Origin of the sequence: uncultured Sphaerotilus sp. (assembly GCF_963924895.1) — a bacterium.
Taxonomy (GTDB): Bacteria; Pseudomonadota; Gammaproteobacteria; order Burkholderiales; family Burkholderiaceae_C; genus Sphaerotilus.
On sequence record NZ_CAWURG010000051.1, the window covers coordinates 45,932 to 65,409 of the forward strand.

Consider the following 19,478-nt stretch of genomic DNA (forward strand, 5'->3'; position numbering starts at 1 on the left):
AAGTGCATCACCGCGCCGACGGCGAGGCGTCATCATTCACCGGCCATCATGGCGACCTGTGCATGAACAAGAGAGTCCAAATTTCCTGATGCGTCGACGCCTGATTTCGTGGATCGCGCTGGTCGACCGCACGGCCCCCGATGGCCCGTCCTATGGCGGACGGGCGGGTGCCCTGCGGGCTGTGCTGAAGCGGATCGGCCTGCCCGAGCCGATCTGGGTGCACGTGGAGTTCCCGCGGCTTATCCACGAACTGCGCAGCGGCCGGATCGATGTCATCGCCGCCGGCATGTTCATCACCCCCGAACGGGCCGAACAGGTCGATTTCACGCGCCCGACCACGTCGGTGCGACCGGGCCTGCTGGTCATGGCCGGCAATCCGCTGGGATTGCATGCGCTGGGCGACCTGCGGCGCAACCCCAGCGGCAGGCTGGCGGTGCTGGACGGCTCGATCGAATGGGCCCAGGCGCGCGAGGCCAACCTTCCGGACGCGCAATTGCTGCGCGTGCCGGACCCGGGCAGTGCGCTCGCGGCGATGCGCGCCGGACAGCCCGACATCGGCTACCCGGCGTATGCCTTCCGCCGCGGTGACCCGATGCGCGAGCGCGTCGATCTGGCCTTGTCCGGCTATCTCGGCTCGGTCGAACACCTGCAGGGCACCGCAGACTACGGATTCAGTGCGGACGACGTGGCCACGGCCGCCGGAGCCTCTCGATGATCGACGAGTTGCCGCAAGTCCAGCCGCCCGCCCGCGACCGCACCCGCACCCGGCGCGCCGGACGGCTGCTGGGCGTGATCGCCGTGTTCGGTGCGCTCTGTGTGTGCCTGATCGTCTGGAGCGATCTGCGCTGGCGGGACACGCTGGTCGAATCGAGCCAGCCGATCCGGCTGATCGACCAGGTCCGGCTGCATCTGCTGGCGGCGGAGCTGAAGGCCGAGCGCCTGCGTGCCGGCGACCACAGCGCCAGCGTCGCCGCCGTGGAAGCGGAACTCGAGAATGCCGTCCTGAGCAGCACCGCCCTGCAGGCCCTGGTCAGCGTCTCGGACCACCACACGGCGCTGGCCACCCGCTGGCGCCAGGCCGTCGACCAGTATGTGGAGCAGGTCGCCCGCACCCGCCAGGTGCTGCGCGAGCGCCTGGCCGAGCACCCCGGCAGCCCGGCCATCGCCCTGCAGGCGCTGCACCTCGACATCGACCAGACGGCGATGGCGATGGAGCGCCTGGCCCTCGAGATCCGCCAGGAGCGCCTGCAGCAGCAGGGCCACCTGAGCCGGGTGACGCTGGTGCTCATCGCACTCGGCACCGTGGGCCTGATGCTGCTGTTCTACCGCCACACCCGCCAGCGCGATCAGACGCTCGACGAACTCGCACGCCGGGAGGCGCACCTGCAGGCGTTTGCCGCGGCGATCCCGGACGTGTCCTTCGTCCTCGACAAGGATGGCACCTACGTCGAGATCTTCGGACAGCACGACAAGCTGGTCGCGCCCGCCGAGGAGTTGATCGGCCGCCGCTACCAGGAGTTCATGCCGCCCGAGACCTGCCAGCGCATCGACGCCATCATCCGCCGCACGCTGGCGACCCGCGAGGTGACGCACACGGAATACAGCGTCCAGCTCCACGGCGAGACGCGCTGGTTCGAGGCCCGTGCCCACGCCCTGCCGGGCGAAGTCGACCGGGTCGTCGCCATCAGCTGGGACATCAGCGAGCGCAAGCACAGCGAACTGCGCGTCAAGACGCTCAGCCGGCTCTACAGCTTCCTGAGCCAGGTGAACCAGTCGATCGCCTGGACCCGCACGCCGGAGGAGCTGTTTCGGCGCATCTGCGAGGTCGCCATCAGCCACGGCCACTTCCGCATGGCCTGGATCGTTCAGGGCGAGGGCGACCCGCCGCAGACCACCCTGGCGCTGGTCGCCCACAGCGGCGACACCGAACACACCGCCCCGGAACACCAGCCGCGCCACCTGCAACTGAACGCCACCAGCGCCGATGCGGGCCACCCTGCCGTGTCCACTTGGCGCAGCGGGCACCTGCGCTGGGGGGTGCCGGCCGGCGCGCCGAGCCAGGCCGTGGCGATTCCGGTGCGCTGCAGCCACACGATGACGGCCGTGCTGGTGCTGGTGAGGGAGCGCTTCGATCCGCAGGACCAGGAGGAGCAGGCGCTGTTCCGCGAGATCAGCAGCGACATGTCCCACGCGCTGACCCAGTTCGAGCAGCGCGAGCAGTGGCGCGAGGGCCAGGACCGCAACCGGCTGCTCGCGGCCGCGCTCGAAAGCACGCAGGACGGCGTGATCGTGACCGACATGCGCGGCCGCATCGTCTCGGTGAACCGGGCCTTCACCGAGATCACCGGCTACACCGCGCAGGACGCCCTCGGTCAGAACACCGACTTCCTGCGCTCCGAGCGCCAGCCCGCCGATGTCCACGAGGAGATCCGCGACCGCGTGCTGCACGACGGACGCTGGCAAGGCGAACTCTCGAGCCAGCAGAAGGACGGGACCGACCAGACGCTCTTCAGTTCGGTGGCCACGGTCTCGAACGCGCAGGGACTGCCGACCCACCTTGTCACGGTGTTCACCGACGTGACCGCCAAGAAGAAGTTCGAGGCACAGCTGGAGGAACTGGCCCATGTCGACAGCCTGACCGGCTTGCCGAACCGGCCGATGGTGCTGTCGCGGCTGAAGCAGGCGCTGGCGGCTGCGGGGCGCCAGCAGCACCGGCTCGCCGTGCTCTACATCGACCTGGACAACTTCAAGAACGTCAACGACAGCCTCGGCCACAACGCCGGCGACCAGCTGCTGCTCGGCGTCGCGCAGCGCCTGGCGCGGCGCACCCGGCGCGAGGACACGCTCGGCCGGCTCGGCGGCGACGAATTCATCCTCGTGCTGGAAACCCTGCGCGACAGCGAAGACGCCGCCTCGGTCGCACAGGAATTGCTGCACCTGCTGGCCAGCCCCTTCGACGTCGGCGCGAGCGAGGTCTATGTGCAGGCGTCGATCGGCATCAGCCTCTATCCGGACGACGGCACCGAGGTCGAGGAGCTGTTGCGCGACGCCGACACCGCCATGTACCAGGCCAAGCGCGCCGGACGTGGCACCTACCGCTACTACACGGAGGCGCTGACGCAGGCCGCGCAGGTCCGGCTGCAGCTCGACACCCGCCTGCGCCGGGCCCTGGCGCGCCAGGAGTTCGAACTCTGGTACCAGCCGCTCTACCGCCTGCGCGACCGGCGCCTGATCGGCCTGGAGGCGCTGGTCCGGCTGAACCAGCCCGGACTGCCGCCGGTGGGGCCGGCCGAGTTCATCCCGCTCCTGGAGGACACCGGTCACATCGTCGCGCTGGGCGAGTGGGTCACGAACGAAGCCTGCCGCCAGGCCCGGGCCTGGCTGGACGAAGGCCTCGAATTCGGGCGCATCGCGGTGAACATCTCCTCGGTCGAGATGCAGCGCGGCGGCACGGTCGACCGGGTGCAGCGGGCGCTGGAGGCCAATCGCCTGGGAGCGGAGTACCTGGAGCTGGAAATCACCGAATCGGGCCTGATGCAGCAAGGCGACCACAGCGAGGCCTTCCTGCACAGCCTGCGCGCGATGGGCGTGCAGCTCGCCATCGACGACTTCGGCACCGGCTACTCCTCGCTGTCTCAGCTCAAGCGCTTCCCGGTCGGCAAGTTGAAGATCGACCGCAGCTTCATCCGCGACCTGATGACCGACAGCGCCGATGCGCAGCTCGTCCACACCATGGTCACCATGGGCAGCAGCCTGGGCATCTCGGCGCTGGCCGAAGGCGTCGAGACGGAGGACCAGATGCGCCACCTGCGGGACATCGGCTGCGAGGCGGCACAGGGTTACTTCTTCGGCCGGCCGGCGCCGGCGGCCACCGCGCGCCAGTGGCTCAACGTCGCCGGGGCGGCGTCCGACACACAGCAGGAGACTGGCGGCGACACGGTATGGCCCGTGATCTGAGCGGCGGCCATCGACGGGCATCCGGGCACGCTCCTACAATGGCCCGGTGAACATCTTCAACGCCGACCTGCACTGCCACTCCACCGTCTCCGACGGCACGCTGAGTCCCGAAACGCTCGCCGGACGCGCCAGCGCCAATGGCGTCGAGCTGTGGGCCCTCACCGACCACGACGAGATCGGCGGCCAGCAGCGCGCCCGCGACGCCGCGCGCGCGCAGGGTCTGCCGCACCTGACCGGCGTGGAGATCTCCGTGACCTTCGCGGGCGAGACGGTGCACATCGTCGGCCTGGGCTTCGACGACCGCAACGAGGCGCTCTGCCAGGGCCTGGCCGCCACCCGCGGTGGCCGCGAGGAACGCGCCCGCGAGATGGCGGCCGAACTGCTCAAGGTCGGCATCCCTGGCGCCTTCGAGGGCGCGCTGAAGTACGTCGGCAACCCGGACCTGATCTCGCGCACCCATTTCGCGCGCTACTTGGTCGAGACCGGCCGCTGCAGCGACACCAACGACGTCTTCCGCAAGTACCTGGCCGACGGCAAGCCCGGCTATGTGCCCCACCGCTGGGCCGGCTTGGGCGACGCGGTGCGCTGGATCACGCAGGCTGGTGGCGTGGCGGTGATCGCCCACCCGGGCCGCTACCACCGCTTCACGCCGACCACCGAGTTCGCGCTGTTCTCCGAGTTCAAGGAGCACGGCGGCCAGGGCGTCGAGGTCGTCACCGGCAGCCACACCACGGCCGAATATGGCAAGTACGCCGCGATGGCCATCGAATTCGGTCTGGCGGCCTCGCGCGGCAGCGACTTCCACTCGCCGGCCGAAAGCCGCACCGACCTTGGCAAGCTACCGCGCCTGCCCCCCCAGTTGACCCCTGTGTGGGAACTGCTCGCCGAGCGCATCACGCACCCGGCCTGACCCACCTTCCCGCTCTGCCATGGCCGCCCAGCACTTCGAAGTCCACCCCGACAACCCCCAGCCCCGCCTGCTCCGCCAGGCCGTCGCGATCCTCGCCGCCGGCGGTGTCGCGGCCATCCCCACCGACTCCAGCTACGCCCTCGTCTGCCACCTCGACGACAAGGCCGCTGTCGACGCCCTGCGCCGCGCCCGTGGCGTGGACGACAAGCACCACCTGACGCTGCTCTGCCGCGACCTGTCGGAACTGGCGAGCTACGCCAAGGTGGACAACAAGCAGTACCGCCTGCTCAAGAGCGCCACCCCCGGCCCCTACACCTTCATCCTGGAGGCGACCAAGGAAGTGCCGCGCCGCGTCTCGCACCCGTCGCGGCGCACCATCGGCCTGCGCGTGCCGGACCACGTGGTCACGCAGGAACTGCTCAGCCTGCTGGGCCAGCCGCTGCTGTGCACCACGCTGATCCCGCGCGGCGAGACCGAGCCGCTCAACGACGCCGAAGAGATCCGCGAACGCTACGACCACCTGATCCAGGCCGTGGTCGATTCCGGCGCCTGTCCGGCCGAGCCGACTTCGGTGATCGACCTGAGCGGCGGCGACCCGGTGGTGATCCGTGTCGGCCGGGGCGATCTGGCGGCACTCGGTCTGGCCTGAGCGGCTGAGGTCGGCATGGCGAAGAAGTCCGCCCACGTCAGCGAAACCCCCGCGACGCAGTTCCTCAAGACGCACGGTGTCGCCTACACCGAACACCCCTATGACTATGTGGACCACGGCGGCACGTCCGAGTCCGCGCGCCAGCTGGGGGTGGACGAACACGCCGTCGTCAAGACGCTGGTGATGCAGGACCAGGACGCGAAGCCGCTGGTCATCCTGATGCACGGCGACCGCCAGGTCAGCACCAAGAACCTCGCGCGCCAGATCGGTGCGAAGAAGGTCGAACCCTGCAAGCCCGAGGTGGCGCAGCGCCACAGCGGCTTCCTCGTCGGCGGCACCTCGCCGTTCGGCTTTCGCAAGGCGGTGCCGGTGTTTGTGGAATCGACCGTGCTCGGGATCGAGCGCATCTACATCAACGGTGGACGGCGCGGCTACCTCGTCGGCATCGACCCGGCGGTATTGACCACCACACTGGGCGCCATCGCGGTGCAGGCGTCGGAGCCGGTCAGAGGCTGATCCGCCGGTGCTGCCACACGGGCGGCTTACACTGACGGACTGTCTCCCAGCTCTCTCGCGCACAACCCATGACCACGCTCTGGATCGTGGCGGCCATCGTGGCCGCCTACCTCATCGGCTCGCTCTCGTTCGCCGTCATCATCAGCAAGTCCATGGGTCTGGACGACCCCCGCAGCTACGGCTCGGGCAACCCGGGTGCCACCAACGTGCTGCGCTCGGGCAACAAGAAGGCGGCCGTGCTCACGCTGGTGTTCGACGCGGTCAAGGGGCTGGTGCCCGTGCTGCTGGTCCAGCAGTTCGGCGCCCCTTACGGGCTGGGCGAAGGCACCGCGGCGCTGGTCGGACTGGCGGCGTTCCTGGGTCACCTGTGGCCGGTGTTCTTCGGTTTCGTGGGTGGCAAGGGGGTCGCCACGGCTGCTGGCGTGCTGCTGGGATTCAACGTCTGGCTCGGGCTGGCGACGCTGGCGGTGTGGGGGCTGGTGGCCTATGGATCGCGCTATTCCTCGCTCGCGGCGCTGGTCGCGGCGGTGGCGGCGCCCGTGATCCAGACCGTCGTCTGGGGCCCGTCCACCGCGACGCTGGCGATCGTGGTGATGTGCCTGCTGCTGGTGTGGCGCCACGGCGCCAACATCAGCAAGCTGATGAAGGGCACCGAAAACCGCATCGGCCAGAAGGCGGCAGCCGCTCCCGCAAGCGACGTCACCAAGACCGCCACGCCGCGCCCGGCCAAGTCGGCGAGCAAGCCCCCGCGTGGCACGCGGCAACACCGCAAGCAGACCCACTGACCCCGTTTTCCTCCCGAGCCCACCATGACGACCCTGCAACGCTTCGACGTCGGCGACCGCCTCTCCGAGATGGCCGTCCACCACGGCACGGTCTATCTGGCCGGTCAGGTGCCGGACGACGCCAGCCAGGACATCCGAGGCCAGACCGCGCAGGTGCTGGCCATGATCGACCGCCTGCTGGCGCGTGCCGGCAGCGACAAGTCCCGGCTGCTGATGGTGCAGATTTTCCTGCCCGATCTGGCCGACTTCGACGGCATGAACGCGGTCTGGGATGCCTGGGTCGCCCCCGGCCATGCCCCGCCGCGGGCCACCGTGCAGGCCCGCCTCGCCCGCCCGGAGTGGAAGATCGAGATCGTCGCCACCGCCGCCGTGGCATGAGCTGACATGACCACGTCGCCGAACGCCCCCACCCTGTGGCAACGCCTGGGCCGCAGCAGCGCCGTCACCGTGCTGCTCGTCGGCATGGTCGCGTGGGGCCTCGGTCGGGTCGTGCAGACCCAGGTGCGCGACGGCCAGGCCGATGCCCTGCGCGCCGTGGCACGTCCGGGGGACATCCGGATGCTCTCGTCGGTCAGTTGCATCTTCTGCACCAAGGCGCGGCAGTACCTGACCGAACACCGCATCCCGTTCGAGGAATGCCTGATCGAGAAGGACACCGCCTGTCTGGCCGACTACAAGCGCCTCGGCGCCTCCGGCACGCCGACGCTGCTGGTGCGCGGCCAGCGCCAGCTCGGCTTCGACCCGCTGCGGGTCACGGCGGCGCTGGGCGGCTGACCTTCCGGCGTCAGATCGCCGGATCGCCGTAGCGGCGGCGCAGCGCGTCAATCTGCGCCAGCAGCTCGGGGCTGAGTTGCACGTCCCAGGCCGCCACGTCCTCTTCGAGCTGCGCCACGCTGGTCACGCCGATGATGGTGCTGGCCACCGACCAGCGCCGGTAGCAGAAGGCCAGCGCCAGCTGGGTCGGCGTGAGGCCATGCTCGCGGGCCAGCGCGTTGTAGGCGCGGGCTGCTTCGAGCGCTTCGGGACGGGCCCAGCGCTGCTTCTTCATGCTGTCGAAGATCGCCAGCCGGCCCGGCTGGTGCTGCGGATCGTGCAGCCCGTTCGCGTCGTACTTGCCCGTCAGCAGCCCGAAGCCCAGCGGCGAGTAGGCCAGCAGCGACACGTCATGCCGGTGCATCGCCTCGTCCAGGCCGTTGTCGGGCACGCGGTTGACGAGGCAGTAGGCGTTCTGCACCGTGGCGACGCGCGGCAGGCCGGCGCGCTCGGCGGCGTGGATGAACTCGCACACGCCGTAAGGCGTCTCGTTGGACAGGCCGACGGCGCGCACCTTGCCGTCGCGCACCAGGCGCTGCAGCGCTTCGAGTTGCGCCTCGATGCTGCTGCAGGGCTGGTCGCGGCGGGTCGGGTCGTAGTAGGTGCCGCCGAAGGCCGGCACGGCGCGCACCGGCCAGTGGATCTGGTACAGGTCGATGACGTCGGTCTGCAGGCGGCGCAGGCTGCCCTCGCAGGCGGCGACGATGTCGTCCGGTGTCAGGTCTGCACTGCCGCCACGGATCCACGGCATGCCGCGCGACGGGCCGGCGACCTTGGTCGCGAGCACCACCTTCTGACGCGCCTCCGGCCGGCTGGCGAACCAGTTGCCGAGGATGGTTTCGGTCTTGTTGAAGGTCTCGCGCCGCGGCGGCACGGCGTACATCTCGGCGGTGTCGATGAAGTCGATGCCAAGTTCGAGCGCGCGGTCGAGGATGGCGTGCGAGGTCGGCTCGTCGACCTGCTCGCCGAAGGTCATGGTGCCGAGGCAGATCGGGGTGACGCGCAGATCGCTGCGGCCGAGGGTGACGGATTGCATGTGGGTTGTCTCCGGGGGGCGGCTGAATTGTTCGGCTATCTTAGGGGGATGAACCGATCCGCGCTGCGCACCGACCTCCTCATGCTCCTGACCGCCGCCATCTGGGGCTCGACCTTCGTCGCGCAGCAGATGGGCATGGAGACGGTCGGGCCGTTCACCTACACCGCCGCCCGGATGCTGCTGGGCGCGGCGCTGGTCGGACCGTTGTGGTGGTGGCGCGGCGGGCCGTTCGCGGCGGTGCCGCTGCACCCGAGCACGGGCGTGCTGGGCGCGGGGACGCTGCTGGGCGTCGTGCTCTTCATCGCGATCAACCTGCAGCAGGTCGGGCTGCTGGGCACCTCGGTCAGCAATGCCGGCTTCATCACGGGCTTGTATGTCGTGCTGGTGCCGGTGCTGATGCGGCTGGGCGGGGCCACCGTGTCGCGCCAGGCCTGGACCGCCGTCTCCATCGCCACGGCCGGCATGTACCTGCTGAGCGTGAAGGCCGACGCCACCATCGCAGCCGGCGACTGGCTGCAGCTCGGCGGCGCGCTGATGTGGGCGGTGCACATGCTGCTGGTCGGGCACCTGGCGCGGCGGCACGACCCGCTGCGGCTGTCGGTGCTGCAGTACCTCGTGGCGGGCGTGCTGTCGCTGGCCGTGGCGCTCGGGCGCGAGACGATCACCCTGGACGGTCTGCTGCACGCCTGGGGTGCGATCGCCTGGGGCGGCGCGCTGTCGATCGGCGTGGCCTACACGCTGCAGGTCATCGCGCAGCGCGACGCCGTGGCCTCGCACGCGGCGGTGATCTACAGCAGCGAGGGGCTGTTCTCGGCGCTCGGCGGCTGGGTGATGCTGAACGAGCAGCTCGGCCTGCGCGGCTGGCTGGGGGCATTGCTGATCTGCGCGGCCATGGTGCTGGCGCAATGGCAGCCCCCGACGTCCAAGGCAGAATGACCGGATGCTCCCCACCTTCCCCCACCCCGACGCGCTGACCGGCCCCGAGCGCGCCCAGGCCGCCGACCACCTGCGCGCCCAGGGCTTCGTGCGCCTGGCGCCGGACGCGCTGGCATTGACCGCCGGTGTCACGCTCGACGCGCTGCACGGCCTCGACCCGTTCTGGCACGACCTGCCGCCCGACCAGCACCTGAAAGACGGTGGCCGCTACCGCCGCCGCCGCCACGGCAGCTTCGTGCAGGACACCCGCGCCGGCCTGCTTGCCGCCGTGCCGCACCGCCCGCACTGGCAGCCGACCACCTACAACGCCCTGCACGGCGGCATGTTGCGCGACTTCGCGCCGCTCGCCCCGGCCATGGCTGCGTCGCCCGCCTTCCTCGCCGTCGTGCAGCACCTGGGCGAGGTCTTCGCCGCCGCCGCGCACGACACGCCCAGCGAGCCACCCTTCGACGGCCGCTGGTTCATCGAGGCCCACCCCTTCCGCATCGACACGACTGGCGGCGTCGGCCGGCCCACTCCGGAAGGCGCACACCGCGACGGCGTCAACTTCGTCGCCGTGCTGCTGGTGGCACGCGAGGGCGTGCTCGGCGGCGAGACGCGCGTGTTCCAGGCCGACGGCCCGCACGGCGTGCGTTTCACGCTCGACCAGCCCTGGAGTGCGCTGCTGCTCGACGACCCACGCGTGGTCCACGAGAGCACGCCGATCCAGCCGGACGGCGCCGCCGGCTGGCGCGACACGCTGGTGCTGACCTATCGCGCCGGCGACTTCCAGGATCCACCGCGGCCCGTACAGTGAGGGCATGACGCCGCCCGCCACTCCCACGCTGCCCTCGCCCTACATCCCGCGCCGCGCCGCGCGCTCGCTGTTCGTGCCCATCCGTGGTCTGCGCTACCACGTGATGGCCTGGGGCGACCCGTCGATGGTCACGCCCGAGACGCCGCCGCTGGTGCTGGTGCATGGCTGGATGGACGTGGGGGCGTCGTTCCAGTTCGTCGTGGACGCCCTCGACGCGCTGGGCGACGCGGGCGGCCCGCCGCGCTACGTCATCGCCCCGGACTGGCGCGGCTTCGGCCAGACCGCCGCCGCCCCCGGCACCGACACCTACTGGTTCCCCGACTACCTCGGCGACCTCGACGCCCTGCTCGCTTCACCCAGCCTCGGTTTGCAGGCCATGCCGCAGATCGATCTGGTCGGCCACAGCATGGGCGGCAACGTCGTGATGATGTACGCCGGCATCCGCCCGGAGCGCATCCGCCGGCTCGTCAACCTCGAAGGCTTCGGCCTGCCCCAGAGCACGCCCGACCAGGCCCCGCGCTGCTACGCGCAGTGGCTCGACCAGTTGCGCGAACCCGCCGAGATGCGTGACTACGCCAGCCTCGACGCCGTCGCCGCCCGGCTGATGAAGAACAACCCGCTGCTGCGCCCCGACTTCGCCGACTGGCTGGCGCCCCACTGGTCGGCGCGCAACGCGGCCGGTCGCTGGGAGATCCTGGGCGACCCGGCGCACAAGCACGTCAACCCGGCCCTCTACCGCAAGGAAGAGGTGCTGGCCTGCTGGACACGCATCACGGCCCCGGTGCTGTGGGTCGAAGGCGACCAGACCGATGTCAGCAAATGGTGGGGCAACCGCTATCCGCGGGCCGATTTCGAGGAACGCCTGGCGGTGGTGCCGCGGCTCGTGCGCCACCTGCTGAGCCCCTGCGGCCACATGCTGCACCACGACCAGCCGGACGCACTCGCGGCCCTCATCGCGGGCCACCTTGGCAGCGAACCCGGTTACACGCACTGATCAGCGACGCCCCGGCCATGGGGATGGGTCCATGCCAAAATCGCGCCTTTCCGGACATCGAGCGACCATGGACATCGAACGCATCAACGCCATTGGCAACACCCTGGCAGACCTCAGCGAGCGCACGAACGCGCTAAGGGGGTATCTTTGACTACGAACGCAAAGGCCTGAGACTGGAAGAAGTCAACGCCGCGCTGGAAAACCCCGCGGTGTGGAACGACCCGAAGCGCGCCCAGGAACTGGGCAAGGAAAAGCGCACGCTGGAGACCGTCGTCGGCACGATCGACCACCTGACCAGCCAGATTTCCGACAACACCGAACTCTTCGAGATGACGAAGGACGAGGAAGACTTCGACTCGCTGACCACCATCGAGACCGAAGCCGCCGCCCTGCGCGACACCGTCGAGAAGCTCGAATTCCGCCGGATGTTCAACAACCCGGCCGACCCGCTCAACTGCTTCATCGACATCCAGGCCGGCGCCGGTGGCACGGAAGCCTGCGACTGGGCCTCGATGCTGCTGCGCCAGTACCTGAAGTACGCCGAGCGCAAGGGCTTCACCGCCACGGTCGAGGACATCACCGAAGGCGACACCGCCGGCATCAAGAGCGCGACCATCAAGGTGGAAGGCGACTACGCCTTCGGCCACCTGCGCACCGAGACCGGCGTGCACCGCCTGGTCCGCAAGTCGCCGTTCGACTCGTCGGGCGGCCGACACACCAGCTTCGCCTCGCTGTTCGTCTACCCGGAAGTCGATGACTCGATCGAGATCGACATCAACCCGTCGGACGTGCGCACGGACACCTTCCGGGCCTCGGGCGCCGGCGGCCAGCACATCAACAAGACCGACTCGGCGGTACGGCTGACGCACATCCCGACCGGCATCGTCGTGCAGTGCCAGGACGGCCGCAGCCAGCACAGCAACCGGGACGTGGCGTGGAAGCGCCTGCGCTCGCGCCTGTACGACCACGAGATGCGCAAGCGCATGGAAGAGCAGCAGAAGCTGGAAGACACCAAGACCGACGTCGGCTGGGGCCACCAGATCCGCTCTTACGTGCTGGACAACAGCCGCATCAAGGACCTGCGCACCAACGTGGAAATCTCGGCGACGCAGAAGGTGCTGGATGGGGATCTGGATGCGTTCATCGAGGCGAGCCTGAAACAGGGTCTGTAACAGGACCGGGGGAATTTCGATGACATTGGCCGCACTCCTGTTCGACATGGACGGCACCCTGATCGACAGCATGCCGCTGCACGAGCGCTCCTGGGCGCTGTGGCATGCCGAGATGGGGCTGCCCTACGACGAGACCGGCTTCTTCGCCGCGACCGCAGGACGGACCAACCTCGAGATCCTCCTGGACCTCTTTCCCGAGCGAGCCGAATCCGAGCGCCTGGCCATGGCCGCGCGCAAGGAAGCTCTCTACCGCGCCATCGCCGAGCGCGAGCTGACCCTGATCGCTGGCGCCCACGAGGTCATCGCGCAGGGCCGCGCCCGCGGGCTGAAGATCGCCATCTGCACCGCCGCGCCGCCCGAGAACATCGCCATCGCCTTTACCCGCTTCGGGCTGGGCGCGCTGGTCGACACGGTCACCAGCCCCGCCGACGGCCTGCGTGGCAAGCCACACCCGGACATCTTCCTGGAAGCCGCGCGCCGCATGGGCGTGGAGCCGGCGCAGTGCCTCGTCTTCGAGGACGCGCCGCTGGGCATCGAGGCGGCGCGCAACGGCGGCATGGCGGCGGTCGTGCTGACCACCACGCTGCCGGCGGAAGCCTTCGCCGGCTACGACAACGTGCTCCAGTCGATCGCCGACTTCACCGATTACACCTTGCCGCCCAGTCTGGGCCACCGGCTGTAACGAGCCGCCTGCGACACAACGATTCGAGAGACAAGCCATGCGTGAAGGTACCGTCACCCTGACACGGCGCGAGGACTATGTCGCGCCGAGCCACTGGATCCGCTCGGTCGACCTGACCTTCGAGCTGGAGCCGGCCAAGACGCTGGTCATCAGCCGGATGCAGGTCGAGCCGAACGCCGAACGCCCGGGCCAGCCGCTGCGCTTGGACGGCGAGGACATCACGCTGACCCGCGTGCTGGTCAACGGCAACAGCGTGTCCTTCCACTTCGCCGATGGGCAGCTGGTGCTGGAGAAGCTGCCCGCCGAGCCCTTCGCGCTGGAGATCCGCAACACCTGCGCGCCGGGCAAGAACACGCAGCTCTCGGGGCTCTACACCTCGGGGGGCGGTTTCTTCACCCAGTGCGAGGCGCAAGGCTTCCGCCGCATCACCTACTTCGCCGACCGGCCGGACGTGATGGCCGTCTTCAAGGTGACGCTGCGCGCGGACGCGAAGCGCTACCCGATGCTGCTGTCCAACGGCAACCTCGTCGAATCGGGCGAGTTGCCCAAGGGCCGCCACTACGCCGTCTGGAGCGACCCGCACCCGAAGCCGAGCTACCTGTTCGCGCTGGTGGCCGCCGACCTCGTCTGCCGCGAGCAGAAGATCCGCACCCGCTCGGGCCAGGACCACACGCTGCAGGTCTATGTGCGCGCCGGCGACCTCGACAAGACCGAACACGCGATGAACTCGCTGATCGCGTCGATCGCCTGGGACGAGGCGCGGTTCGGGCTGAAGCTCGATCTGGAGCGATTCATGATCGTCGCGGTGAGCGACTTCAACATGGGCGCGATGGAAAACAAGGGCCTGAACATTTTCAACACGAAGTTCGTGCTGGCCAGCCCCGCCACCGCCACCGACATCGATTTCGGCAACGTCGAGAGCGTCGTCGGCCACGAATACTTCCACAACTGGACCGGCAACCGCATCACCTGCCGCGACTGGTTCCAGTTGAGCCTGAAGGAAGGCCTGACCGTCTACCGCGACCAGGAGTTCAGCCAGGACATGGCCGGCGAGGCCTCGGCGCGCGCAGTCAAGCGCATCGAGGACGTGCGCCAGCTGCGCCAGAGCCAGTACCCGGAAGACGCCGGCCCGATGGCCCATCCGGTGCGGCCCGACCAGTACCAGGCGATCGACAACTTCTACACCGCCACCGTCTACGACAAGGGCGCCGAGGTCGTGCGCATGATGGCCACGCTCGTCGGCCGCGCCGGGTTCCGCAAAGGCATGGACCTGTACTTCGCCCGCCACGACGGCCAGGCCGTGACCTGCGACGACTTCGCGCAGGCCATCGCCGATGCCAACCCGGGCAGCGCGCTGGCCGAGCGGCTGGACACCTTCAAGCGCTGGTACGCCCAGGCAGGCACGCCGCGCCTGCAGGCCGAAGGCCGCTTCGACGCCGAGGCGGGCCGCTACACGCTGACGCTGCGCCAGCACACACCCGCCACGCCAGGACAGCCGCTCAAGCTGCCCTACGTGCTCCCGGTGGCCATGGGCCTGCTGGATACGGCCGGCCAGCCGATCGCCGGCACCGACCGTGTGCTGGTGCTCGACAGCGCCGAGCAAACGTGGACCTTCGAGGGCCTGAGCGCCGCGCCGGTGCCGTCGCTGCTGCGCGGTTTCTCGGCGCCGGTGATCCTGGAATGGGACGCCAGCGAGGCCGAACTCTTCACGCTGCTGGGCCACGACACCGACGCCTTCAACCGCTGGGAGGCCGGTCAGCGGCTGGCGGTGCAGCGGCTGCTCACGGCGGTATGCCAGGGCGGCGATCTGGTGCTGGACGAGGCGTTTGTCTCCGCCCTGCGCTCGGTGCTGACCGACCCGGCGCTGGACGCCGCGTTCAAGGAACTGGTGCTGACGCTGCCAAGCGAGGGCTATCTGGCCGAGCGCATGGCGGAAGCTGGCGAGCCGATCGACCCGCAGAAGATCCACAGCGCACGCGAATCGATGCGCGCGCAACTCGCCCGCAGCCTGCACGCCGACTGGGCCGCCGCCTGGGAGCAGCACAGCCAGACCGGCGGCTACCGGCCCGATCCGGTGTCGTGCGGCCGGCGTGCGCTGGCCAATCTGGCGCTGACCATGCTCGTGCTCGATGGGGTTGCCCATGGCGAGCCGCTCTGGCAGGGCAAGGCGCTGCAGCGCTTCAAGGACGCCGGCAACATGACCGACCGCCTCGGCGCACTGACCGCGCTGGTCCACGGCCGCTCGTCGCTGGCGGGTGCGGCGCTGGAGCGGTTCCACGCCATGTTCAGCGGCGAAGCGCTCGTCATCGACAAGTGGTTCGCGCTGCAGGCCACTGCGCCGGAACAGGATGGTCAGGTCTTCGCGCAGATCCAGGCCCTGTCCCGCCACCCCGACTACTCGCTGCGCAACCCCAACCGCGCGCGCAGCCTGCTGCTGACGATGACGCAGCTCAACCCGGGCGCCTTCCACCGTGCCGACGCCGCCGGCTACACCTTCTGGGCCGACAAGGTGCAGGAAGTGGACGGTTTCAACCCGCAGCTGGCCTCGCGCATGGCCAGGGCGCTCGACCGCTGGCGTGCGCTGGCCGAGCCGTTCCGCAGCCACGCACGTGCGGCGATCGGACGGATTGCCGCGAAGACGGACTTGTCCGGCGATACGCGCGAAATCGTCACGCGCGCGTTGGCTGACTGAAATCTGGAGAAGTTAGGATCGGGACAGTCCCTGAAACTCTCTTGTAACTCCCGATCCGGCTACCAGGCCGGCACAGCTTCATGACCAAACGCATCAGCCTTACCCAGTACCTCGTCGAGCAGCAGCGCGAGCACGGCCACATCCCCGGCCAGCTCCGCCTGCTGATCGAAGTGGTGGCCCGCGCCTGCAAGCGCATCGCGATCGCCGTCAACAAGGGCGCGCTCGGCGAAGTCCTCGGCACGGCCGGCAGCGAGAACGTGCAGGGCGAAGTCCAGAAGAAGCTCGACATCATCTCCAACGAGGTGCTGATCGAGGCCAACGAGTGGGGCGGCCACCTCGCGGCGATGGCGTCGGAGGAAATGGACGACATCCACGTCGTGCCGAACCGCTACCCGCAGGGCGAGTACATGCTGCTGTTCGACCCGCTCGACGGCTCCAGCAACATCGACGTGAACGTCTCGATCGGCACCATCTTCTCGGTGCTGCGCAAGGTCGGCCACAACCGCGGCGTGAGCGAAGAAGACTTCCTGCAGCCGGGCAAGTTCCAGGCCGCGGCCGGCTACTGCGTCTATGGTCCGCAGACCACGCTGGTGCTGACGGTGGGCGACGGCGTCGCGATGTTCACGCTCGACCGCGAGTCGGGCTCGTGGGTGCTGACCAGCGAGAACGTGCAGATCCCGGCCGACACCAAGGAGTTCGCGATCAACATGTCGAACATGCGCCACTGGGACGAGCCCGTGAAGCGCTACATCGACGAGTGCCTGGCCGGCAAGGAAGGCCCGCGCGGCAAGGACTTCAACATGCGCTGGGTGGCCTCGATGGTCGCCGACGTGCACCGCATCCTGACCCGCGGCGGCGTGTTCCTCTATCCGTGGGACAAGCGCGAGCCGGCCAAGCCGGGCAAGCTGCGCCTGATGTACGAAGCCAACCCGATGGCCTTCCTCGTCGAGCAAGCCGGCGGCATGGCCACCAACGGCCACCAGCGCATCATGGATCTGGGCCCGACCAAGCTGCATGAGCGTGTCAGCGTGATCCTGGGCTCGAAGAACGAAGTCCAGCGCGTGACGGAATACCACCTGGAAACGGCCCAGACCCCTTCCCAAGAATAAAAGAACGCTGCTACAATATCGTTCTTTCGCCGGTGTAGCTCAGTTGGTAGAGCAGCTCATTCGTAATGAGAAGGTCGGGGGTTCGACTCCTCTCTCCGGCACCAATGAAATCAACGGGTTAGCGCTCACAAGGTGCTAGCCCGTTGTGCTTTGGGCGGCCCGTGTAAGTGCTGGTGTAAGACCTTTCCAGCGATGCCCGGCCAGCGTGGCGCATCCACCACGGCACCCAGCGCCAGCCCGAGCCATCCAGCGCACGGGCTCCAGGTGGTCAGGCGGGTGCAATTTGGCGGCTCAAGATTGAGCTACCAGAACTCCGCTGGCAGTGCATCGAACCCTTGCGGGTAAGTCGCGCTCGAAACGCGACTTCGCCGAGCACGCCGCCGGCCAGCACCGCGTCGTCCGGCAGCGCCAGCAATCGCCTTGGGTTTCAGGACATCGCGCAGACGTGGCAAAGCCCGCGCGGTGGCGGGCCTTGAGCGGTGCCGGTCAGGTCGTGCCCGGCTCTGGTGTGGCGTTAAAGCTACAACCCCCCTATGACTGGCCGCAGAACAGAGAAAGAGTGGGGGCCGAATTACCCGCAGGGGTACCCCCGCAAAGGACCCGCGATTCCCCAGCGGGGGTCAGCACGCGGGCGGCGTCCACCTCCCTGAAGACTGCGGCCCATGCCTCGGGTGTGCTCTCGCATGTCAGGCTGTAGTCCAGCCAGTCGCCCACCGGCACGCCCAGCACGGCGGCCAGCGGCCACACCGCGCGCCACGAGTCGCGGTCACGGCGCACGAACAGAACGGGCAGCTCTGCACCGCGGGCCTGACGGACAGCCTGAGCCCAGAAGTTGCGCAGGTCTGCCCGGTCTACCTGGGCGTGGCGCTTCACCTCGACCGACCAGCCCGGCACGCCCACTAGGTCGCTGTCTTGGCTGTACTGCGAGACACGGCGGCGCACGTCCAGGCCAATCAGCTCCCGCAGCAGCGCGGCGACTTCGCGCTCACCACTCTTGCCCTTCACGTTTCCAGATGCACCCATGTCAGACCCCGATGTGCAGACGCTCGCCAGTCACCAGACGGGCACCAGGAACAGCGCGACCAGCCTTCAGGGCCTCGCGAATCGCCACCTTGTCGGGCGCGGCCGGCGGCGGCTCGGGCTGGCGCATGAGGTCGGCGGGGATCTGCGCGGCGTCTTCGACTTCGACGGCGGCCGGCGTGGCGCGCACGGCCAGCGTGAACCACGGGCAGGTGACGCGCTTGATTCCGGCGTACTGCATGGCACCCAGCAGGAAGGCCCGCAGGTGCTCGGTGCGGCGGTCCAGTGCCTCGCGGCGTGCCTTCATCTGGCGCTCGGCTTCCTTGATGCTGGCGCTGGTCGCTTCCATGTTGCGCACCAGGGATGCGATGTTCACGGCTTTGGCTTCCAGGTCGCCGGCCATGCCTTCGAGCGTGTCGGCGATGGTCTGCGCGTCAAGGTCCAGGTCTGCCAGCGTGTCGGCGGCTTCGCGGTACTCGGTCGCCAGCGTGTAGAGGGTCGGGGTGTTGCTCATTGTGTGGTGCTCGTGGTGAGGATGTGCCGGCACGGCGGCCGGCGTTGTTGAACTCGTGGTGCTCGGGCTCGGGTCAGAAGGGGATGTCGTCGTCAAGGTCATCGAACGCGGTGCCGCTCGATGCGGCGGCCCGTGCAGGCGCCTGCGCAGGCGGGGCGGCCGGGGTCGTCGCAGGTGACTGCGCAGCGCCAGGAACAGCGCGGCCGGCCTTGGCGTCGGCGTAGCTGTTGCGCGTCGGCGCCTGGGTGGGTGCCGGGGCCGGGGTGGGTGCAGGGCCTTGCAGCAGGCGGCGGCGCTCCACGCTCTCGTCGATCTGCGCCTGAAGCCACGCGGGCAGGGCCTCGAACACCGCGCTATCGAAGTCGTCCAGGTCAAGGATGCAGTTCGGCAGGATCGGCGCCGGCTTCGTGGCGCGCATCGCAGCAGGCAGCGGGCTGAGGCTGGAAACGCTGGCGTAGGTCTTGCCGGCACTACTGGTGCGGTGCGTGACGTTGACCAGGCCATAGGCGCCGACCAGCTTGGAAACGTCGAACCCCTTCAGCTCTTCGGGCGTGAACGGGCGACCGCGCCAGCTCTCCAGGTGCGCGCGCAACTTCGCCTTCTTGCCGAGGGATGCGGTCAGCTCCATGCCGATGGTCATGGGCTGGCCGTCGTCGCGGGTGAGGGGCTGGCCGTCGTCGTCCTCGCCGTGCAACTCGAACTCGACGCGCAGCTTGGGCACAAGCTTCAGCTCGCCCTCGAATTCTTGTTGCTGGACGCCGAGGTCGAGCAATCTGTAGCAGCGCGCGGCGTAGACGCCTGCGGAAACGGGGCGATGGGTGGTGCTGGTGTCAGCGACAACGAAAGACATGGTGTAGTTCTCCTGCCCCAGAAAAGGCCCGAGGCGCGGCCGTGGTG

General features: G+C 69.0%; 19 protein-coding genes and 1 tRNA gene. 16 read left to right on the top strand and 4 right to left on the bottom strand.

Annotated features, from left to right (window positions below):
• The first annotated feature begins 88 nt into the window (after positions 1–88).
• The 8 genes from AABN02_RS18365 (at position 89) to AABN02_RS18400 (ending at position 7,591) form a co-directional block, all read left to right on the top strand.
• Positions 89–715 (top strand): transporter substrate-binding domain-containing protein, encoded by a 627-nt coding sequence (locus AABN02_RS18365; RefSeq protein WP_338416361.1) that lies wholly within the window; start codon positions 89–91, stop codon positions 713–715.
• The gene (locus AABN02_RS18370) at positions 712–3,957 is read left to right on the top strand and encodes an EAL domain-containing protein (RefSeq protein ID WP_338416362.1); all 3,246 of its coding nucleotides are present in this window, start codon (positions 712–714) and stop codon (positions 3,955–3,957) included. Before AABN02_RS18365 ends, AABN02_RS18370 begins: the two co-directional genes overlap by 4 nt.
• A 46-nt stretch (positions 3,958–4,003) precedes the next feature.
• Positions 4,004–4,867, top strand: coding sequence for a 3',5'-nucleoside bisphosphate phosphatase (locus tag AABN02_RS18375; protein WP_338416363.1), 864 nt, complete (start codon positions 4,004–4,006; stop codon positions 4,865–4,867).
• A gap of 19 nt (positions 4,868–4,886) precedes the next feature.
• On the top strand, positions 4,887–5,516 hold the full coding sequence (locus tag AABN02_RS18380; RefSeq protein ID WP_338416364.1) for an L-threonylcarbamoyladenylate synthase: 630 nt from the start codon (positions 4,887–4,889) through the stop codon (positions 5,514–5,516).
• Positions 5,517–5,531: 15 nt separating this feature from the next.
• Positions 5,532–6,032: an aminoacyl-tRNA deacylase gene (locus tag AABN02_RS18385; protein WP_338416365.1), complete on the top strand. Its 501-nt coding sequence runs from the start codon at positions 5,532–5,534 to the stop codon at positions 6,030–6,032.
• A 68-nt stretch (positions 6,033–6,100) separates the two neighbouring features.
• Complete coding sequence (plsY, locus tag AABN02_RS18390; RefSeq protein WP_338416366.1) at positions 6,101–6,817, top strand: glycerol-3-phosphate 1-O-acyltransferase PlsY; 717 nt, start codon at positions 6,101–6,103, stop codon at positions 6,815–6,817.
• Positions 6,818–6,841: 24 nt separating this feature from the next.
• A complete protein-coding gene (locus AABN02_RS18395; protein WP_338416367.1) occupies positions 6,842–7,195 on the top strand; it encodes a RidA family protein in 354 nt (117 codons plus the stop codon).
• Between the two features lie 6 nt (positions 7,196–7,201).
• Positions 7,202–7,591 carry a glutaredoxin family protein gene (locus AABN02_RS18400; RefSeq protein ID WP_338416368.1) on the top strand — a complete coding sequence of 130 codons (390 nt, stop codon included), beginning with the start codon at positions 7,202–7,204 and terminating at the stop codon, positions 7,589–7,591.
• Positions 7,592–7,601: 10 nt separating this feature from the next.
• Here the strand turns inward: AABN02_RS18400 and AABN02_RS18405 are convergent, their stop codons facing one another.
• Positions 7,602–8,666, bottom strand: a complete 1,065-nt coding sequence (locus AABN02_RS18405; RefSeq protein ID WP_338416369.1) for an aldo/keto reductase — start codon at positions 8,664–8,666, stop codon at positions 7,602–7,604.
• A 48-nt stretch (positions 8,667–8,714) separates the two neighbouring features.
• Between AABN02_RS18405 and AABN02_RS18410 the strand changes: the two genes are divergently transcribed.
• The 8 genes from AABN02_RS18410 (at position 8,715) to AABN02_RS18445 (ending at position 17,151) form a co-directional block, all read left to right on the top strand.
• Positions 8,715–9,602: a DMT family transporter gene (locus AABN02_RS18410; protein WP_338416370.1), complete on the top strand. Its 888-nt coding sequence runs from the start codon at positions 8,715–8,717 to the stop codon at positions 9,600–9,602.
• 4 nt (positions 9,603–9,606) lie between these two features.
• Positions 9,607–10,398 carry a 2OG-Fe dioxygenase family protein gene (locus AABN02_RS18415; RefSeq protein ID WP_338416371.1) on the top strand — a complete coding sequence of 264 codons (792 nt, stop codon included), beginning with the start codon at positions 9,607–9,609 and terminating at the stop codon, positions 10,396–10,398.
• 4 nt (positions 10,399–10,402) lie between these two features.
• A complete protein-coding gene (locus AABN02_RS18420) occupies positions 10,403–11,392 on the top strand; it encodes an alpha/beta hydrolase (RefSeq protein ID WP_338416372.1) in 990 nt (329 codons plus the stop codon).
• Between the two features lie 67 nt (positions 11,393–11,459).
• A protein-coding gene (gene prfB / locus AABN02_RS18425) for a peptide chain release factor 2 (protein ID WP_338416373.1) occupies positions 11,460–12,564 on the top strand; the annotation gives its coding sequence in 2 pieces (ribosomal slippage) (positions 11,460–11,540 and positions 11,542–12,564; 1,104 coding nt in all).
• A 19-nt stretch (positions 12,565–12,583) separates the two neighbouring features.
• Complete coding sequence (locus tag AABN02_RS18430) at positions 12,584–13,246, top strand: HAD family phosphatase (protein ID WP_338416374.1); 663 nt, start codon at positions 12,584–12,586, stop codon at positions 13,244–13,246.
• 37 nt (positions 13,247–13,283) lie between these two features.
• Positions 13,284–15,938, top strand: coding sequence for an aminopeptidase N (gene pepN, locus AABN02_RS18435; protein WP_338416375.1), 2,655 nt, complete (start codon positions 13,284–13,286; stop codon positions 15,936–15,938).
• A gap of 80 nt (positions 15,939–16,018) precedes the next feature.
• The gene (locus AABN02_RS18440) at positions 16,019–17,047 is read left to right on the top strand and encodes a class 1 fructose-bisphosphatase (protein ID WP_338416376.1); all 1,029 of its coding nucleotides are present in this window, start codon (positions 16,019–16,021) and stop codon (positions 17,045–17,047) included.
• 28 nt (positions 17,048–17,075) lie between these two features.
• Positions 17,076–17,151, top strand: a tRNA-Thr gene (locus AABN02_RS18445).
• 427 nt (positions 17,152–17,578) lie between these two features.
• On the opposite strand, the gene AABN02_RS18450 is transcribed toward AABN02_RS18445, so the two are convergent.
• From AABN02_RS18450 to AABN02_RS18460, 3 genes are all read right to left on the bottom strand, one after another.
• Entirely contained in the window at positions 17,579–18,070 is a 492-nt protein-coding gene (locus tag AABN02_RS18450) for a hypothetical protein (RefSeq protein ID WP_338416377.1), read from the bottom strand.
• A gap of 1 nt (position 18,071) precedes the next feature.
• Positions 18,072–18,581, bottom strand: coding sequence for a siphovirus Gp157 family protein (locus AABN02_RS18455; RefSeq protein WP_338416378.1), 510 nt, complete (start codon positions 18,579–18,581; stop codon positions 18,072–18,074).
• A 73-nt stretch (positions 18,582–18,654) separates the two neighbouring features.
• Positions 18,655–19,431, bottom strand: coding sequence for a hypothetical protein (locus tag AABN02_RS18460; protein WP_338416379.1), 777 nt, complete (start codon positions 19,429–19,431; stop codon positions 18,655–18,657).
• Positions 19,432–19,478: the final 47 nt, after the last annotated feature.

Excerpts from the sequence above, each read along its gene's own strand:
- AABN02_RS18365 (WP_338416361.1), top strand. The coding sequence starts at position 89 with ATGCGTCGACGCCTGATTTCGTGGATCGCGCTGGTCGACCGCACGGCC.
- AABN02_RS18370 (WP_338416362.1), top strand. The coding sequence starts at position 712 with ATGATCGACGAGTTGCCGCAAGTCCAGCCGCCCGCCCGCGACCGCACC.
- AABN02_RS18380 (WP_338416364.1), top strand. The coding sequence starts at position 4,887 with ATGGCCGCCCAGCACTTCGAAGTCCACCCCGACAACCCCCAGCCCCGC.
- AABN02_RS18385 (WP_338416365.1), top strand. The coding sequence starts at position 5,532 with ATGGCGAAGAAGTCCGCCCACGTCAGCGAAACCCCCGCGACGCAGTTC.
- plsY (WP_338416366.1), top strand. The coding sequence starts at position 6,101 with ATGACCACGCTCTGGATCGTGGCGGCCATCGTGGCCGCCTACCTCATC.
- AABN02_RS18395 (WP_338416367.1), top strand. The coding sequence starts at position 6,842 with ATGACGACCCTGCAACGCTTCGACGTCGGCGACCGCCTCTCCGAGATG.
- AABN02_RS18400 (WP_338416368.1), top strand. The coding sequence starts at position 7,202 with ATGACCACGTCGCCGAACGCCCCCACCCTGTGGCAACGCCTGGGCCGC.
- AABN02_RS18405 (WP_338416369.1), bottom strand. The coding sequence starts at position 8,666 with ATGCAATCCGTCACCCTCGGCCGCAGCGATCTGCGCGTCACCCCGATC.
- AABN02_RS18410 (WP_338416370.1), top strand. The coding sequence starts at position 8,715 with ATGAACCGATCCGCGCTGCGCACCGACCTCCTCATGCTCCTGACCGCC.
- AABN02_RS18415 (WP_338416371.1), top strand. The coding sequence starts at position 9,607 with ATGCTCCCCACCTTCCCCCACCCCGACGCGCTGACCGGCCCCGAGCGC.
- AABN02_RS18420 (WP_338416372.1), top strand. The coding sequence starts at position 10,403 with ATGACGCCGCCCGCCACTCCCACGCTGCCCTCGCCCTACATCCCGCGC.
- AABN02_RS18430 (WP_338416374.1), top strand. The coding sequence starts at position 12,584 with ATGACATTGGCCGCACTCCTGTTCGACATGGACGGCACCCTGATCGAC.
- pepN (WP_338416375.1), top strand. The coding sequence starts at position 13,284 with ATGCGTGAAGGTACCGTCACCCTGACACGGCGCGAGGACTATGTCGCG.
- AABN02_RS18440 (WP_338416376.1), top strand. The coding sequence starts at position 16,019 with ATGACCAAACGCATCAGCCTTACCCAGTACCTCGTCGAGCAGCAGCGC.
- AABN02_RS18450 (WP_338416377.1), bottom strand. The coding sequence starts at position 18,070 with ATGGGTGCATCTGGAAACGTGAAGGGCAAGAGTGGTGAGCGCGAAGTC.
- AABN02_RS18455 (WP_338416378.1), bottom strand. The coding sequence starts at position 18,581 with ATGAGCAACACCCCGACCCTCTACACGCTGGCGACCGAGTACCGCGAA.
- AABN02_RS18460 (WP_338416379.1), bottom strand. The coding sequence starts at position 19,431 with ATGTCTTTCGTTGTCGCTGACACCAGCACCACCCATCGCCCCGTTTCC.